We start from the raw sequence: 15,369 nt of genomic DNA, 5'->3' as shown, positions 1-15,369 counted from the left end.
ATGATGCGGGGGTTTCCCCGCATCATTTCTTCTTTTACAGATATCTCCGGTGCACTCCTTTGCCGTCATAAGAAAACATCACTTCTCTGTCTTCAAGAACAGATTCGATGTGCACGCTCCTGCCCCACAGCTGGTACAGATACGGCAGCACTTTCTCCAAATATTTCAGATCAAGCTCAATTCCCTCATACCAATGTTTAATATAGAGCTCATTATTCTTCAGGTAATCCCCGTCATTGACGGTCAGATAAGGAAATCCCCCGTTGACCCGCATGTTCACGAGCTGGTCGCGCACGGCCTTCCATTCTTTGTCGATCACTTTATAGTCCCTGCCCTGCTTTTGGAATAAATACAAATCCTCACGCATCACGAGATCTTTCGTCAAATAATTGCGGATAAATGATATATCCGATTCAATTTCCCTGACCTCAAACATTTTCTCGCGTCCGGAACCGGGCTTTACTCCTGTTTTTTTCATTTCATCTGTCGGGTTGTCATAACGCTCTTCGATGTCTTCAAAAATTTTCAGCCCTAAATAATACGGGTTGATTCCCGTTTTTGACGGCTGAACGACGCCTGCGTTCAGCTTCGCAAATTCGATGGCTTCATCTGAAGTCAGGTCAAGCTCGCGGATAATCCGCTGATGCCAATAGGATGCCCAGCCTTCGTTCATGATTTTCGTTTCCAGCTGAGGCCAGAAATACAGCATTTCTTCTCTCATCATGGTTAAAATGTCACGCTGCCACGGTTCAAGCTCCCGCGAATGCTCCTCGATAAACAGCAGAATATCTTTTTCCGGCCGGGGCGGAAACGGTTTTTTCCCTTTTTTCTTTTTCACCTGCTTCGGCTTATCCATTCCCCATAAATCATCGTAAGGCGATGGCGCGGTTTCTTCTTCGTCCTCATCTTCGTCATCGACGCTCCACAGCAGCTTCGGCCTGACGAGCGACGGATCGATATGCTCCTGAACCGCCAGAATGGCATCTAAAAAGGACTCCACCTCTTTTATCCCGTGAATTCTTTCATAATGCTTAATCCGCTCCGCCGCAGCCGCCATACTCTCAACCATGTCCCGGTTCGTATTTTGAAAGCGGCAGTTATGTTTGAAAAAATCACAATGGGCAAGAACATGGGCTACAATTAATTTATTTTGGATCAGCGAATTGCTGTCCAGCAAAAAAGCGTAGCAAGGGTTGGAATTAATGACAAGTTCATAAATTTTGCTCAAACCGAGATCATAATGGAGTTTCATCTTGTGAAATTGTTTGCCGAAACTCCAATGGCTGAATCTCGTCGGCATGCCGTACGCGCCGAATGTATAAATAATCTCAGCCGGGCAAATTTCATATCTCATCGGGTAGAAATCAAGGCCGAAACCCTTCGCAATGTCGGTTATTTCCTCAATTGCCCGCTGTAAACCTTTTGTCTCCTCCGCGTTCAACCGAATCCCCCCTACTTGGACTTATTTATAATGTATGACCCTTCCTCTCAAAAGATGAAATAACAGACCGGTTTCCGGCTGAAAACTTTCGGCACATCCGCCCCGTTTGCTTTATATGTAAGTGGGTAAAACACACACCATACCCCAAAAAGAAAAGGAGCGATTCTACTTGAATACAGCTGACATGCTTACGACGTATCTCAGCAAACTCCCGAATCTGATCATTGCACTGCTCGTCCTGCTTATCGGCTGGGGCATTGCCAAAATCATTGAAAAAGCCGTATACAAAGGCCTGCAAAAAACAAAAATCGACGACAGGCTGTTCGCCGAAAAAAAGCCGGCGCGCTATTCCTCAGAAAAAGTCATCAGTAAAGTCATTTATTTTATCGCATTAATCATCGTTTTTATTCTATTCTTTAACATTCTGCATCTGACAACCGTGGCTTCGCCTTTTGTCAGCATGCTGTCAGCGATAACGGCGGCTGTGCCGAGCATTTTAAAAGCCGGCCTTATTCTGCTGTTGGGCTGGGCGGCCGCTTCGCTTTTCAGCTATCTCGTCAAAAAAGCGGGCATGAAACTCGCTGAAAACGGCCGGTTCAGAAAATGGACAATGGTTTCTGAAGAAGCGGAGATGAGCAGATCCGTTACGGCCGCTTCACGAATCGTTTTTTACTTCGTCTTGCTCTTGTTCCTGCCCGGCGTCTTGGCCGCTCTCCAAATCAGCGGAGTATCAGGGCCGTTTACAAATATGATCCAAAGCGTTTTGTCCTTTATACCGAAATTATTCGCCGCGGCGCTGATTGTTTTAATCGGCTGGCTTGTTGCCCGTCTCGTCCGTGATATCGTCACAAACTTTCTGGCGAGTATCGGCACGGAAAGGCTCGCCGCACGTATGGGGCTTTCTATATACCTGAAGGATACAAGCCTGTCGGCAATCATCGGAACGATTGTCTACGTGCTGATTTTCATTCCGGTGATCATTTCTGCGCTTGACCGGCTTGATGTGGCGGGTATTTCTGAACCGGCGTCAGCCATGCTGCACACGGTCTTCACAATGCTCCCTAATATCATCATCGGTATCGTGCTGATCATCGCCGGCATCTGGATCGGAAAATGGGTCAACAGCATTGTGTCCGGGCTCTTGCACCGGGCCGGTTTCGACTCTCTTCTCGGTAAAATGGGCTTTGAACAGGCGGGTACCCCGAAGCTGACGCTTTCTCAGACGGTCGGCATGATTGTTCAGATCATCATCGTCCTGCTCTTTACGGCAGAGGCGCTGCAGCTTGTTCATCTCGAATTTCTCGTCGTTATCGCAACAGGTATTATCGCTTACCTGCCTAATGTTCTGGCCGCTGTATTTATTCTCGGAATCGGGCTTTTGGCCGGACAGCTCGTCAGCAGGCTGCTTGCCGGCATGCTGAGCGGAAAGGAATTCAGATTCCTGGCGCCGCTTGCGAAATATACCATTATCACTCTCTCAATCTTTATGGCGCTGGATCAGCTCGGTGTCGCCGACACGATCGTAAATGCCGCGTTTATTCTGATTCTGGGCGGTTTCGCGCTTGCCTTCGGACTTTCATTCGGTCTTGGCGGAAAAGAATTTGCCTCCCGTTATCTCGCAAAATTGGATCGCAAAATTGAAAAACATCAATCGGCTGACGATCGTAAGCCGCCGATGTCTTAACGAAAAAAACGTGTGCTCAGAAGGAGCGCACGTTTTTTTTTGAGTTAAAGGGGCAAATTCCTTTTTTTTCATTTTAGATTCATATATGATAGACTGTAACAGAAGCAAAATCTCTTTTTCCGAGGTCATTCTATGAAATTAACGAACTATACCGATTATTCTTTACGCGTTTTGATTTTTTTGGCTTCCAAACATTCCGACGAACTTTCCAACATAAAAGAAATCGCAGATACTTATTCCATCTCTAAAAACCACCTCATGAAAGTCATTTACCGCCTCGGCCAGCTCGGGTATGTCGAAACGATCCGGGGCCGGGGAGGCGGAATCCGATTAGGAATGACACCGGAAGACATAAACATTGGAGAAGTCGTTCGAAATACAGAAGACGACTTTAACATCGTAGAATGCTTTGACTCCAAAAAAAATCTCTGTATCATATCTCCCGCCTGCAACTTAAAGAACCTTCTGAATGAAGCCCTGCAAGCTTACCTGGCCGTTTTAGACAAATATACGTTAAGGGATCTGGTCAAAAACAAAGAGGAGATTATGAGACTGCTCAGAAGCTGAAGGAATGTCCGCATTCCTTCTTTTTTTTATGCCGGCATAAGAAAAAAGGACTATTTCTATTAATATGATAAACGATTGCAGACAAGTGCCGATATAAAGATTATCATTACTGATATCCTCACCTTGCGGCTGCAACGAATGGGGATAGTAAAATCATCGCAGGAAAAGGGAGATTCATTATGAAAAAAAAGGTAGCGGTCGGTTTGACTGCATCTGCGATCGTCGGGTCTGCGTTAGCTGTAACACCGGCAGAAGCACAAACGATTAAGGTTAAAAGCGGAGATTCATTATGGAAGCTTGCCCAAAACTACAATACAAGCGTGGATGCCATTACATCAGCGAATCATCTAAAATCCACCGTTATTTCTATCGGGCAGACGCTCAACATTCCTAACGGCAAATCAGATTCCGGCAGCTCAAAGCCATCTTCAAAGAACAGCGGCACGACTAAAAGCGTTTATACAGTGAAAAGCGGCGACTCGCTGTGGCTGATCGCATCTGATTTTAAAATGTCCGTACAGGAACTGAAAAAATTGAACGGTCTGACAAGCGACTTAATCCGCGCCGGACAGAAGCTGCAAGTGACGGGGAAAGTTTCCTCAAGCACCGATCAGAAAAAAACCACACCGGGCAGCAACTCAAACAGCAGCAAAAAGCAGTCATCATCTTCCGGAACGTATAAAGTCAAACTCGGCGATTCACTATGGAAGATCGCAAACAGCGTCAATATGACCATTGCGGAACTCAAAGTATTAAACAATTTAAAAACGGATACGATCTACGTAAACCAAGTCCTGAAAACAAAAGGAACGTCTTCTTCGGGAAACACGCCGTCAAAAGACAATTCAAACCAAAATAAAAACCAGACACAGACGTCCTCTTATACAGTAAAAAGCGGAGACTCACTCTGGAAAATCGCAAACGCATACAACATGACGGTTCAGCAAATCAGAAGCATCAACAAACTGACGTCAGACATGCTTCGGGTCGGACAAGTGCTTAAGCTGACAAAAACGTCATCTTCCGGCTCTTCGTCTTCACCGTCAACTCCGAACCAGTCCGGAGATACAGGGAAAACCACTACATATACCGTGAAAAGCGGGGATTCTTTATGGGTGATCGCCCAAAAGTTCAATGTGACCGCCCAGCAGATCCGCGAGAAAAACAATCTGAAAACAGATGTTCTTCAAATCGGACAAAAGCTGACGATTACCGGACAGCAGACAAACACGACACCGAATCAGTCCGGCAACACAGGCGGCACAGGTTCAACAAGCGCGAAGATTAATGTAATGATTGATGCCGCAAAAGCTCAACTGGGCGTACCGTATGTATGGGGCGGGACAACGCCGAGAGGCTTTGACTGCAGCGGTTTCATTTATTACGTTCTCAATAAGGTCACTTCTGTATCCAGACTTTCAGCCGCAGGCTACTGGAATACGATGACATCAGTCAGCCAGCCGGCGGTCGGTGACTTTGTCTTTTTCTCAACTTATAAAGCCGGACCTTCCCACGTCGGTATTTATCTCGGAAACGGCCAGTTTATTAATGCCAACGATTCGGGTGTCGTTATTTCCAGCATGAACAATTCCTATTGGAAACAGCGCTACCTCGGCGCAAAACGTTTCTTCTGATATCTGACAAGCTGTACGGCCTCAATTAGGCTGTGCAGCTTTTTTTACAGTCTGAAAATATTAATACTGATCACATGTTTTGTCACCGGATGGAAATACACTTCAGCACGGGATGAAAACGTTTCTTTTGCTGTTTGCACCGTTACGCGAAACACATCTTTCGTCTGCTCCCGGTTCACTTTTGTACGGCCCATGTACGAATAATCGGTAAGCTCGGCCCCCTTGTATTCACGTTCAAGCTGGTTCCATGCGAGCTGCTCCCATTTTTCAACTGATGGATCAAGGTGTTCTGTATGCCCTTTTTCAGCGATCGAGGCAATGAGAATGCCGCAAAACAAGAGGGCAAGCGCAAATGGAAGGGATTTCATCTTTATGTTCTCCTGAGTCGTTTTTTGTCAATCTTAGCGTGTCCAAAGAAGAGACGGATATGCGGTTTTATTTTATGTCTCCCTCATATTGCTATGCCGCAGTGATAAGGACACCAACTTTTCCCCCGTTGCATCCGGGCTTCAGCGGCATAAACTAACGGAGAACTTCTCATTGAAAGGAGAAGCGTTAGATGGATCATGCCGATTATGACAAAGCCTTGTATTACACACACCGGTCTCAATGGGACAATTTGTTAATATTGATGGTTCGTACAAAAGATGATTTATTATCAAAGCGTATTGAGCACTTTCTGCACGCGTATCATTTCGAATATGATCATGCGGTGCTTGAAAAAGAGCTGTATTCTCTTCTCGGGTATATTGATCATGCGACAGAGCTCGCTTATGAAGATCAATTAGCCATGCTGACATAAAAACAATCCCGGCGTCAGACGCCGGGATTTCTTGTGTTTGTGAACATATTCAGCTCTTCGATCATCTCTTTCAGGCTGACCGCCATATCCTCAGATACGGTCCGGCGCTCCATGTCAATGTGAATCGGATCTAAGACCAGCTGTTTCGGGATGACATTTGCATAAACGCCCCGCATGACCGTCCGCATATTCGCCAGCGCGTTCATGCCTCCTTTTCCTCCGCCCGCCGCGGCAATGATTGCCACCGGTTTGTATGCCCAGTGATCGCTGCTTAAAAAATCGATGGCGTTTTTTAAAGCGCCGCTCATGCCGCTGTGATACTCGGGAGATAATAAGACGACGGCCGCCGACTTTTTCACCTGCCGCCTTAACTCTTGCACTGAAGGCAGCTCGTTCTGTTCTTCTTCACCGTTATAAAGCGGCAGATCACTTTCGCTCAAATCAACATAATCGGTATGAAACCGATCTCTGATATAAGAAGCGGCAATTCTAGTCCGCCCGTTTTTTCTCGGTGTTCCGCTGATCACTAATATGCTCATGATTTTACCGCCTTTCCAAAAACATTATATTTTACCGCATACAATGCCGCCTGCGTCCGATCGGAAAGATTCAGCTTTGACAGCAGGTTGGACACGTGGGTCTTCACTGTTTTTTCTGAAATAAACAGTGCCGCCGCAATTTCCTTATTGCTTTTTCCTTTGGCTATTTCTTGAAGAACATCTTTTTCACGAGGGGTCAGGTGATAATATTTTTCCTTATCCTGATCATCCTGAACCATGTGGGTCAGCACATGAGGCACAATATCCGCCGACAGCCGGTAACGTCCGGAATACACTTCCCGGAGCGTTTTCACTAAATCATCGGGCTGGGCGTCTTTCAGCTGATACGCTTTTGCGCCGGCTTTAAGGGCGGGAATGACATGCTCCTGATCAGAATAGCTCGTCAAAACGACGATACTGATGTCCGGAAATCGTTCAGCCGCAATTTTTGCCGCTTCTATGCCGTCCATATCAGGCATTGATAAATCCATCAGAATGATGTCCGGCTCCGTCTTTTCAGCTTGCTGAAGCGCTTCAGCACCGGTGGACGCCTCACCGACAACTTCAATGTCTTCCTGAGTGGCGAAGAAATAGCGCAGTCCTTTGCGGACAACGTGATGATCATCAGCAATCACAATTTTCATCAATCAGACCTCCTGTCCCGAAACGGAAGCCGAACGGAGACAATCGTTCCGGCTCCAAGCTCGGATTGCAATGTAAAGCGGCCTCCGATCGCTTCAGCCCGCGCTTTCATGCCGGCCACGCCGAGCGATGGGAGCACAGCATGCGCATCAGCGCTAAAGCCCGCTCCACGGTCGCTAATGTGAAGCTCGGCGCAATCCGGCTTTTTAACGGCGGAAATGATAACCCGGTCCGTTCCCGCATGCTTTTTACAGTTATTCAAGGCTTCCTGGGCGATCCGCCAAAGCGCGTGTTCCTGTTCATCCGTAAGCTCCAGCTCATCCTCCATTTCACAAACGGCTTCCAGGCCGATAAGAGCGGCATAGCTTTTGATCGACGCATACAGCCCTTTCGTCAAACTTTCCGGCTTCAGTTGCCAAATAAGCGCCCTCATTTCTGTTAGCGCATCCTGAGACAGCTCTTGAATAAACGTAATCATCTGACGGAGCCGATCATTATCTGTAAAGCTCTTTGCGGCTTTTGCCGTTAAGCTGACAGAAAACAGCATCTGATTGACGGAATCATGCAGCTCTTGCGCAAGTCTGCTTCGTTCCACCAACAGGGCGTTCTGCTGCTCAAATTCGGCCAAATTCATCCGCTGAATCGCCGTTCCGATTTGAAATGCAACCGCTTCAAGCAGATGCAGTTCTTCTTCGTTGAAAAATGTCTTTTCGCTTGCGGCGACGTTTAATAAACCGAACTTCCGGCCGCCGTCCTCAAGCGGTACGGTCGCATGATGGGTAATGCCCTCCGTATCGCGGCAGTTCGTCGTCTGTTCGGCAAATTCAATCCGTTTACAATTCATTATGTTTACGGCCTTTGTCAATCCGCCATTGCTGAATTTGGTCAAACAATAGCATTCCCCGCTGCACATGAGTGCATTTTCCCGCTGACCGAGAGCCGGCGGTAAATAAGCGGATGCGGCGAGCGTATAAGATCCGTCCGGCTCAATCAGAAAAATCCACCCTGTCTGCAGCCCGGTCAGGCTGAGCAGTTCGCGGAGCACTTTATCAAGCGCTTCCTTTAAATCGTGGCTTTGGTTTAAGGTTTCCGCAATCGCTTTTAACGTTTTTAACGTTTCTACCGTCGTTTTCGTCAATTTCCCTCACTCCGGCCAATCAGAATTATCCATATTATATCAATTCTTTTCTGTATATTCCTTTGTTTTCAGCATGAATTTTCCTCATACTTTCGGATGAGACGTATAAAAAAACCGCCGGATGTCGCTTCCGGCGGTTTGTTGTTTATTTCGTTTTTTCCACTATGCCATCCACTGTTTTCATGACGGCTTCAGATAATGCGGCAAGACGCTGTTCGCTGTCTTGTAAAGAAGTTCCCTTCACAGCGAAATAGAACTTCACTTTCGGCTCCGTTCCTGATGGACGAAGACAGAACCAAGAGCCGTCTTCAAGGAAATATTTCAGGACATTTGACTTCGGCAGATCAATATCCTCTTCATGATGATCGGCAAATACAGTCCGTTTTCCCGTTGAATAGTCTTCAGCCTGCGTGATTTGTTTTCCGGCCATCTGCTTCGGCGGATCGTTTCGGAAGGAAGTCAGGATAGCGGAAATCTGCTCGGCTCCCTGCTTTCCTTTTAACGTCAATGACTTCAAGCCTTCACGGTAATATCCGTATTCTTTAAAAATGGACAGCAGCGCGTCATAAAGCGACATGCCCTGCTTTTTATAAAAGGCGCATACCTCGACGGCTAACAGCGCAGCCTGGATCGCGTCTTTGTCACGCGCGAAATCGCCGATTAAGTAGCCGTAGCTTTCTTCATACCCGAACTGGAACGTGTATTGGCCTGATTTTTCATATTCTTTGATCTTTTCACCGATAAATTTGAAGCCTGTCAGCGTGTCAACCGTATCTAATCCGAACGATGAAGCGACGGCGCGGCCCAATTCGCTCGTGACAATCGTTTTCATGACGACACCGTTTTCAGGAAGGGCGCCCTGTTTTTTCTTCTCGGAAAGCAGGTAATGCAATAAAAGCGCGCCTGTCTGGTTTCCCGTCAGCACTGTGTACTTGCCTTCGCTGTTTTTTACGGCAATGCCGAGACGGTCGGCATCCGGGTCCGTAGCGACAAGAATATCGGCATTTTGTTCTTCTCCGAGTTTAATGGCATATTGGAATGCCGCGTGCTCTTCCGGATTCGGCGATTTGACGGTTGAAAAATCCGGGTCTGGCAGCTCTTGCTCCTTTACGACGGTGACGTTTTTATAACCGAGTGCTTCAAGACCGCGGCGCACCGGTTTATTTGCCGTGCCGTGCAGCGGAGTGAACACGACGCTGACATCCACTTCATCCGAAAGCTCGGGATGTACGGAGATGGAAGTCAGTTCTTCAGTATATGGTTTATCAATTTCTTCACCGATTATTTTAATCAAACCTTTTTCTTTCAGTGACTGTTCATCTTCAACTTGAATCGTTAATTCATTTTCTATGGCATTCACTTCCGCAATGACGATGTCCGCTTCTTTCGGCGGCAGCTGTGCGCCGTCATCGCCATACACTTTATATCCGTTATATTCAGGCGGGTTATGGCTGGCCGTCACGACGATACCGGCATAAGCGTTCAGCTTTCTCACCGCAAAAGACAGCTCAGGCGTCGGGCGGAGCTCATCAAATACGTATGTTTGAATGCCTTGGGAAGCAAGGGTTTTTGCAGCTTCCATCGCAAACTCAGGAGATTTATGACGGGAGTCGTATGCGATCGCAACCCCTCTTTTTTTCGCGTCTTCCCCCTGTTTCGCGATATACGCCGCAAGTCCGGCGGATGCTTTGCGGACCGTGTAAATATTCATCCTGTTCGTACCCGGCCCGATTTCTCCTCTCATGCCTCCTGTTCCGAACTCAAGATTTTTGTAGAAAAAATCTTCCAGCAGCTGCTCATTTCCTTCTGCGTCCGCCAATAATTTTTTCAATTCTGAATCTAATTGTTCGGCCTGATTCCAGCGTTCGTAACTCTTACTCCAACTCATGTTCGTCCTCCTATAATTTCAGCTTATGACCATATTTTAATATGAAGCGGCTGCCCGTGTCACTTGATAACTTAACCAAATGCTTTATGTAAACAGATAAAAGAAGGGCTCATGCCTTTTCGGCACAGCCCTCCGGTTATTATTGTTCGAGCGGAACAACCGCGTCGTGCAGCAGCGTATTTAACCACTCAGTGTGTTTTTCTTTCGTTTCGTCATTCCATTGGAATCGGTCGCTCATGTAATCAATCACGGCCGTTTTATACGTTTGCACCCATTTGATGTCGAAGAACAGTCTTCCCGTTCTGCGGACGAAGAAATCGGCAGGTGTCGCAGCCATTTCTTCTTCGATGCTGTAAGCTGCTTCAGCCAAAATGTGAACCGGAATCTGGCGTTTTTCCGCTTCGTCTTTCAGACCCTCAATCCGGCTGAATACATTTTCAACGTTAGAGCCGTATCTGATGGCTAACTGCTTAGCGGTTTCCTGTGATAAACCGATTTTCAAGCCGTCTTTTGTCTTTGCTTCCACAAATGACTCGAAGTTTTTAGAGCCGCCGACATGTCCGCCGGAAATCGGCATCGTCTTCGTCTTGCAGCCGCCGAAGTCCTGGCCGCCCTCTTCTTTCAAGCGGTCGCGGACAAGATCGACAATGTGCTCAGCCATTTTACGGTAGCCCGTCAGTTTTCCTCCGGCGATCGTAATCAGGCCTGATTGAGATGTCCAGATTTCATCTTTACGGGAGATCTCAGACGGGTCTTTCCCTTCTTCGTGAATAAGCGGTCTGAGGCCGGCCCAGCTTGATTCAATATCGTCCGCCGTAATGTTCAGTTCCGGGAACATATAATTGATGGAGCTGACGACATAATCGCGATCCTGCACCGTCATGCGCGGGTGCTCAAGTTTTTGTTTGTAAACCGTATCGGTCGTACCCACGTATGTTTTTCCTTCACGCGGAATGGCGAACACCATCCGGCCGTCCGGTGTATCAAAGTACACCGCCTGTTTAAGCGGGAATACAGATTGGTCGAATACGAGATGGACTCCTTTTGTGTGCTGAAGATGTTTTCCGCTTTTGCTGTGGTCTTTTTCTCTCAGCTCGTCGACCCACGGACCTGTCGCATTGACGATTTTTTTGGCGTAAACTTTGTATTCCTTGCCTGACAGCAGATCTTCAATTAAAACGCCGACAACTTTTCCTTTTTCATAAAGCAGTTCTTTCACTTTAGAATAGTTGACAGGCTCCGCACCGAATTTAACGGCTTCTTTCATGACTTCAATCGTCAGTCTCGCATCGTCCGTCCGGTACTCTACATAATAGCCTCCGCCTTTTAAGCCGTCTTTTTTGACGAGCGGCTCTTTTTGCAGTGTTTCTTTAGCAGACAGCATGCTTCTGCGCTCTGATTTTTTTACTCCCGCTAAATAGTCATACACACGCAGGCCGATGGAAGTAGAGAATGAACCGAACGTGCCGCCTTTATGAAACGGCAGCAGCATCCATTCCGGCGTCGTGACGTGCGGGCCGTTTTCGTACACGATGGCACGTTCCTTACCGACTTCTGCAACCATTTTGACTTCAAATTGCTTCAGATAACGCAAACCGCCGTGGACAAGCTTTGTGGATCGGCTTGATGTGCCGGCCGCGAAATCCTGCATTTCGCTCAAAGCGACTTTCATTCCCCTTGAAGCAGCGTCAAGCGCCGTACCGGCACCCGTAATACCTCCGCCTATAATAAACAGATCGTATGTTTTTTTAGTCATGTCTTCCAGCATATGATCCCGTTCCAAACTTGAAAATTGGTGATTCATCATTACGTTTCCTCCTTGTTGTCACGGTATAGAAAAAGAGACCACAACAGCCAAAGCGCATGTCATCACTTTGGTGCTGTGGTCTCTCCTCATCTCAGGACCGTTCCTATTAACTTGTTTTCAGTATACCACATTTTTATCTTATTTAAAAGCCATAGCTGCATTTACTGCTTTTTTCCATCCGCCGTACAATTCATCGCGTGTTTCATCTTCCATTTCCGGTTTGAATTGCTTATCAAGGTTCCATTGATCAGCGATTTCAGTGCTGTCCTTCCAGTAGCCGACAGCGATTCCGGCCAAATACGCAGCACCGAGCGCCGTCGTTTCATTAATTTCCGGACGTTCGACCGGCACATCAAGCAAGTCGCTCTGGAACTGCATGAGGAAGTTATTTTTTACCGCTCCGCCGTCTACACGCAATGTTTTTAAAGAGATGCCTGAATCAGCCTCCATGGCATCAAGCACATCTTTCGCCTGATAAGCGAGAGATTCAAGCGTAGCCCGGATGAAATGCTCCTTCGTCGTTCCGCGTGTCAGGCCGAAAACTGAGCCGCGCACGTCACTGTCCCAGTACGGTGTGCCTAATCCGACGAAAGCGGGCACGACATAAACACCGTCAGCGGAATCCACACGCTCTGCGTATGTCTCGCTTTCTTTTGAATCCTGGAACATCCGCATGCCGTCTCTCAGCCATTGGATGGCAGAACCTGCGACAAAGATGCTTCCTTCCAGTGCATACTCGACTTTTCCGTCTAATCCCCAGGCGATTGTCGTCAGAAGGCCGTGATCAGAAGTGATGGCTTTTTCTCCGGTATTCATCAGCATAAAGCAGCCTGTGCCGTATGTGTTTTTCCCCATGCCTTCTTCAAAGCACGCCTGACCGAACAGCGCAGACTGCTGGTCTCCGGCCGCTCCCGCAATCGGAATGTTTTTACCGAAGAAATGATAATCAACCGTTTTCGCGTACACATGAGAAGACGGTTTCACTTCCGGCAGCATTGATTTCGGTACGCCTAAAATATCAAGCAGCTCGTCATCCCATTTTAATTCATGTATATTAAACATCAGCGTTCTTGAAGCGTTGGAATAATCCGTTACGTGCGCCGCCCCTCCGGACATTTTCCAGATGAGCCATGAATCAATCGTTCCGAACAGAAGATTTCCGTTTTCCGCTTTTTCCCGCGCGCCTTCTACATTGTCAAGAATCCATTTGACTTTCGTTCCTGAGAAATAAGGGTCGATCAAAAGTCCCGTTTTTTCTCTGAATGTATCATTATATCCTTTTTCACGAAGCTCTTCGCAAATGCCGGATGTTTGTCTCGATTGCCACACAATCGCATTGTATACCGGCTTTCCGGTATCTTTATCCCATACGACCGTCGTTTCCCTTTGGTTCGTGATGCCGATGCCGGCAATTTGATCAGCGCTGATTCCGGACTCGGAGATCACAGTCGCGATAACGGCGAGCACCGATCCCCAGATTTCGTTCGCATTGTGCTCCACCCAGCCCGGCTGAGGGAAATGCTGTGTGAATTCCTTTTGAGCGGAATGCACGATTTTTCCTTCTTTATTAAAAAGAATCGCTCTTGAACTTGTTGTGCCTTGGTCAATTGATAAAATATAGGTCTCCATGATGCCGCTCTCCTTTTTAAATATATTCAGAATTTGATAATGTTTTCTGTGATTGAGATTTCTTGGTATAAATATAGAGTATGAAAAGTACTACAACCATTATAACGCTTACAAACCAAAAGCTAGGTGTCACATTTCCTTTAAACGCGGCATTGTAAAATACGCCGCCGAACGCACCGCCCATGATCGGACCGACTACGGGAATCCAGGCATATTTCCAATTTGACGGCCCTTTTTTCGGAATCGGCAAAAAGGCGTGAGCGATTCTCGGCCCCAAATCCCGCGCAGGGTTGATCGCATATCCGGTCGTCCCTCCAAGAGAAATCCCGATGGCAACGATGAGGAATCCGACAATCAGCGGGTTCAGCCCTTTTGTAAATTCATTCGCTCCGATTGCCAAAATGCCGAGCACAAGCACAAACGTACCAATGACTTCACTTATCATATTCCCAAATGTATGAGGAATACTCGGACCGGTCGAGAAAACGCCCAGTTTGGCGGCCGGATCATCCGTCGCCTTCCAATGCGGCAGATAATGAAGGAACACAACAACCGCACCGATCATTGCTCCGATCATCTGTCCTGCAATATAAACAGGGACCTCTTTCCAAGGAAAGCTGCCTTCAAGCGCAAGGCCTATCGTTAAAGCCGGATTCAAGTGGGCGCCGCTGATGCTGCCGACGGCATATGCCGCCATGGCTACTCCCAATCCCCAGCCGAATACAATAACAATCCATCCGGATTGGTATGAAAGCGATTTCTTTAAATTGACTCCCGCACAAACGCCGCCGCCGAAAATAACAAGCAGCATTGTACCGATTACTTCTCCCCAAAATGCTGTCATCATCATTCCTCCTAAATGACAAAATAGCAGGTTTGACAGAGTTATAGAGAATAAAAAACCCACAACAAACCGCTTTACGCTTTATTGCTTCCGTAAAGAGCTGTTGTGGGTCTCCGGATCTCCATCACATAGTATTAACCTAGGTCTATTGTAACAATGGGTGTAAGCGGTGTCAATCTTTTTTTGTCATAGAATGTTCATATTTAGCCCATAGTTCGGTGTCTGAAGTCGTCACGGCCGTGGCTCCTGCCTGCAAGGCGTTTTCAACGTCCTGCTCCGTGCGGATGAAGCCGCCGGCAAAAATAGGAATCCCCGTCATTTCTTTAATTTCTCTGATTAAAGTCGGAACAATGCCTGGGAGAACCTCGATAAAGTCAGGTTTATGCTTTCCGACGAATTCCATGCTTTTCTCCATGGCGCTCGTATCCAAGAGAAACAGACGCTGGATCGCGTATATTTTCTTTTGTTTCGCTTTGACAATGACTGATGATCTCGTCGAAATGATACCCGCGGGCCGGATATCCTGACAAATAAACTCCGCACCGTATTCGTCATGCTTAATGCCGTGAATTAAATCGACGTGAACCATCAGAAGTTTTCCGTGTTTTTTTGCTTCATTTACGACACCTTTTAATTGACCAAGGTGGATATCTAAAATGACGCCGTATAAGAACGGACTCTCTAAAAATGCATCGAATTGCTTCATGTTCCGGATAGCCGGTAGAATCTGCTGGTTGTGAAAACTCATGTTTTA

14 protein-coding genes are annotated in these 15,369 nt (G+C 47.1%); 4 read left to right on the top strand and 10 right to left on the bottom strand.

All coding sequences use genetic code 11. The features are described 5' to 3' along the window. Positions 1-34: 34 nt before the first annotated feature. Positions 35-1,441 carry a SpoVR family protein gene (locus SB847_RS00430; protein WP_410577213.1) on the bottom strand — a complete coding sequence of 469 codons (1,407 nt, stop codon included), beginning with the start codon at positions 1,439-1,441 and terminating at the stop codon, positions 35-37. Between the two features lie 169 nt (positions 1,442-1,610). Between SB847_RS00430 and SB847_RS00425 the strand changes: the two genes are divergently transcribed. From SB847_RS00425 to lytF, 3 genes are all read left to right on the top strand, one after another. Next, the gene (locus tag SB847_RS00425; protein ID WP_410577211.1) at positions 1,611-3,125 is read left to right on the top strand and encodes a mechanosensitive ion channel; all 1,515 of its coding nucleotides are present in this window, start codon (positions 1,611-1,613) and stop codon (positions 3,123-3,125) included. 132 nt (positions 3,126-3,257) lie between these two features. Then, positions 3,258-3,692: a nitric oxide-sensing transcriptional repressor NsrR gene (nsrR, locus tag SB847_RS00420; protein WP_032874275.1), complete on the top strand. Its 435-nt coding sequence runs from the start codon at positions 3,258-3,260 to the stop codon at positions 3,690-3,692. A 179-nt stretch (positions 3,693-3,871) separates the two neighbouring features. Next, entirely contained in the window at positions 3,872-5,326 is a 1,455-nt protein-coding gene (lytF, locus tag SB847_RS00415) for a peptidoglycan endopeptidase LytF (RefSeq protein WP_310526936.1), read from the top strand. Positions 5,327-5,370: 44 nt separating this feature from the next. Here the strand turns inward: lytF and SB847_RS00410 are convergent, their stop codons facing one another. After that, positions 5,371-5,694: a DUF3889 domain-containing protein gene (locus tag SB847_RS00410; protein ID WP_003155332.1), complete on the bottom strand. Its 324-nt coding sequence runs from the start codon at positions 5,692-5,694 to the stop codon at positions 5,371-5,373. Positions 5,695-5,885: 191 nt separating this feature from the next. Between SB847_RS00410 and SB847_RS00405 the strand changes: the two genes are divergently transcribed. After that, on the top strand, positions 5,886-6,128 hold the full coding sequence (locus tag SB847_RS00405) for a YhdB family protein (protein WP_003155335.1): 243 nt from the start codon (positions 5,886-5,888) through the stop codon (positions 6,126-6,128). A 14-nt stretch (positions 6,129-6,142) separates the two neighbouring features. On the opposite strand, the gene SB847_RS00400 is transcribed toward SB847_RS00405, so the two are convergent. The 8 genes from SB847_RS00400 to SB847_RS00365 form a co-directional block, all read right to left on the bottom strand. After that, entirely contained in the window at positions 6,143-6,667 is a 525-nt protein-coding gene (locus SB847_RS00400; RefSeq protein ID WP_088462359.1) for an NADPH-dependent FMN reductase, read from the bottom strand. Beyond that, positions 6,664-7,311 (bottom strand): response regulator, encoded by a 648-nt coding sequence (locus tag SB847_RS00395; protein ID WP_007610297.1) that lies wholly within the window; start codon positions 7,309-7,311, stop codon positions 6,664-6,666. Before SB847_RS00395 ends, SB847_RS00400 begins: the two co-directional genes overlap by 4 nt. Beyond that, positions 7,311-8,447 carry a GAF domain-containing sensor histidine kinase gene (locus SB847_RS00390; protein WP_410563038.1) on the bottom strand — a complete coding sequence of 379 codons (1,137 nt, stop codon included), beginning with the start codon at positions 8,445-8,447 and terminating at the stop codon, positions 7,311-7,313. The genes SB847_RS00395 and SB847_RS00390 overlap by 1 nt, the downstream gene beginning before the upstream one ends. Positions 8,448-8,592: 145 nt before the next feature. Further along, positions 8,593-10,335 carry a phospho-sugar mutase gene (locus tag SB847_RS00385; protein WP_410563041.1) on the bottom strand — a complete coding sequence of 581 codons (1,743 nt, stop codon included), beginning with the start codon at positions 10,333-10,335 and terminating at the stop codon, positions 8,593-8,595. 139 nt (positions 10,336-10,474) lie between these two features. After that, the gene (gene glpD / locus SB847_RS00380; protein WP_003155341.1) at positions 10,475-12,142 is read right to left on the bottom strand and encodes a glycerol-3-phosphate dehydrogenase; all 1,668 of its coding nucleotides are present in this window, start codon (positions 12,140-12,142) and stop codon (positions 10,475-10,477) included. 138 nt (positions 12,143-12,280) lie between these two features. Next, positions 12,281-13,771, bottom strand: a complete 1,491-nt coding sequence (gene glpK, locus SB847_RS00375; RefSeq protein ID WP_410563044.1) for a glycerol kinase GlpK — start codon at positions 13,769-13,771, stop codon at positions 12,281-12,283. Between the two features lie 16 nt (positions 13,772-13,787). After that, entirely contained in the window at positions 13,788-14,615 is an 828-nt protein-coding gene (locus tag SB847_RS00370; protein ID WP_032874243.1) for an MIP/aquaporin family protein, read from the bottom strand. A gap of 172 nt (positions 14,616-14,787) precedes the next feature. After that, positions 14,788-15,363 (bottom strand): glycerol-3-phosphate responsive antiterminator, encoded by a 576-nt coding sequence (locus tag SB847_RS00365; RefSeq protein WP_007610287.1) that lies wholly within the window; start codon positions 15,361-15,363, stop codon positions 14,788-14,790. Positions 15,364-15,369: the final 6 nt, after the last annotated feature.

Source organism: Bacillus sp. SIMBA_026 (assembly GCF_046535335.1).
Taxonomy (GTDB): Bacteria; Bacillota; Bacilli; order Bacillales; family Bacillaceae; genus Bacillus; species Bacillus velezensis.
The sequence above is the reverse complement of the archived record's forward strand: the minus strand, read 5'-3'. Positions and strand labels throughout refer to the sequence as shown.

Coding starts and splice junctions, on each gene's coding strand:
- nsrR (WP_032874275.1), top strand. CDS start 3,258: ATGAAATTAACGAACTATACCGATTATTCTTTACGCGTTTTGATTTTT.
- lytF (WP_310526936.1), top strand. CDS start 3,872: ATGAAAAAAAAGGTAGCGGTCGGTTTGACTGCATCTGCGATCGTCGGG.
- SB847_RS00410 (WP_003155332.1), bottom strand. CDS start 5,694: ATGAAATCCCTTCCATTTGCGCTTGCCCTCTTGTTTTGCGGCATTCTC.
- SB847_RS00405 (WP_003155335.1), top strand. CDS start 5,886: ATGGATCATGCCGATTATGACAAAGCCTTGTATTACACACACCGGTCT.
- SB847_RS00400 (WP_088462359.1), bottom strand. CDS start 6,667: ATGAGCATATTAGTGATCAGCGGAACACCGAGAAAAAACGGGCGGACT.
- SB847_RS00395 (WP_007610297.1), bottom strand. CDS start 7,311: ATGAAAATTGTGATTGCTGATGATCATCACGTTGTCCGCAAAGGACTG.
- SB847_RS00385 (WP_410563041.1), bottom strand. CDS start 10,335: ATGAGTTGGAGTAAGAGTTACGAACGCTGGAATCAGGCCGAACAATTA.
- glpD (WP_003155341.1), bottom strand. CDS start 12,142: ATGATGAATCACCAATTTTCAAGTTTGGAACGGGATCATATGCTGGAA.
- glpK (WP_410563044.1), bottom strand. CDS start 13,771: ATGGAGACCTATATTTTATCAATTGACCAAGGCACAACAAGTTCAAGA.
- SB847_RS00370 (WP_032874243.1), bottom strand. CDS start 14,615: ATGACAGCATTTTGGGGAGAAGTAATCGGTACAATGCTGCTTGTTATT.
- SB847_RS00365 (WP_007610287.1), bottom strand. CDS start 15,363: ATGAGTTTTCACAACCAGCAGATTCTACCGGCTATCCGGAACATGAAG.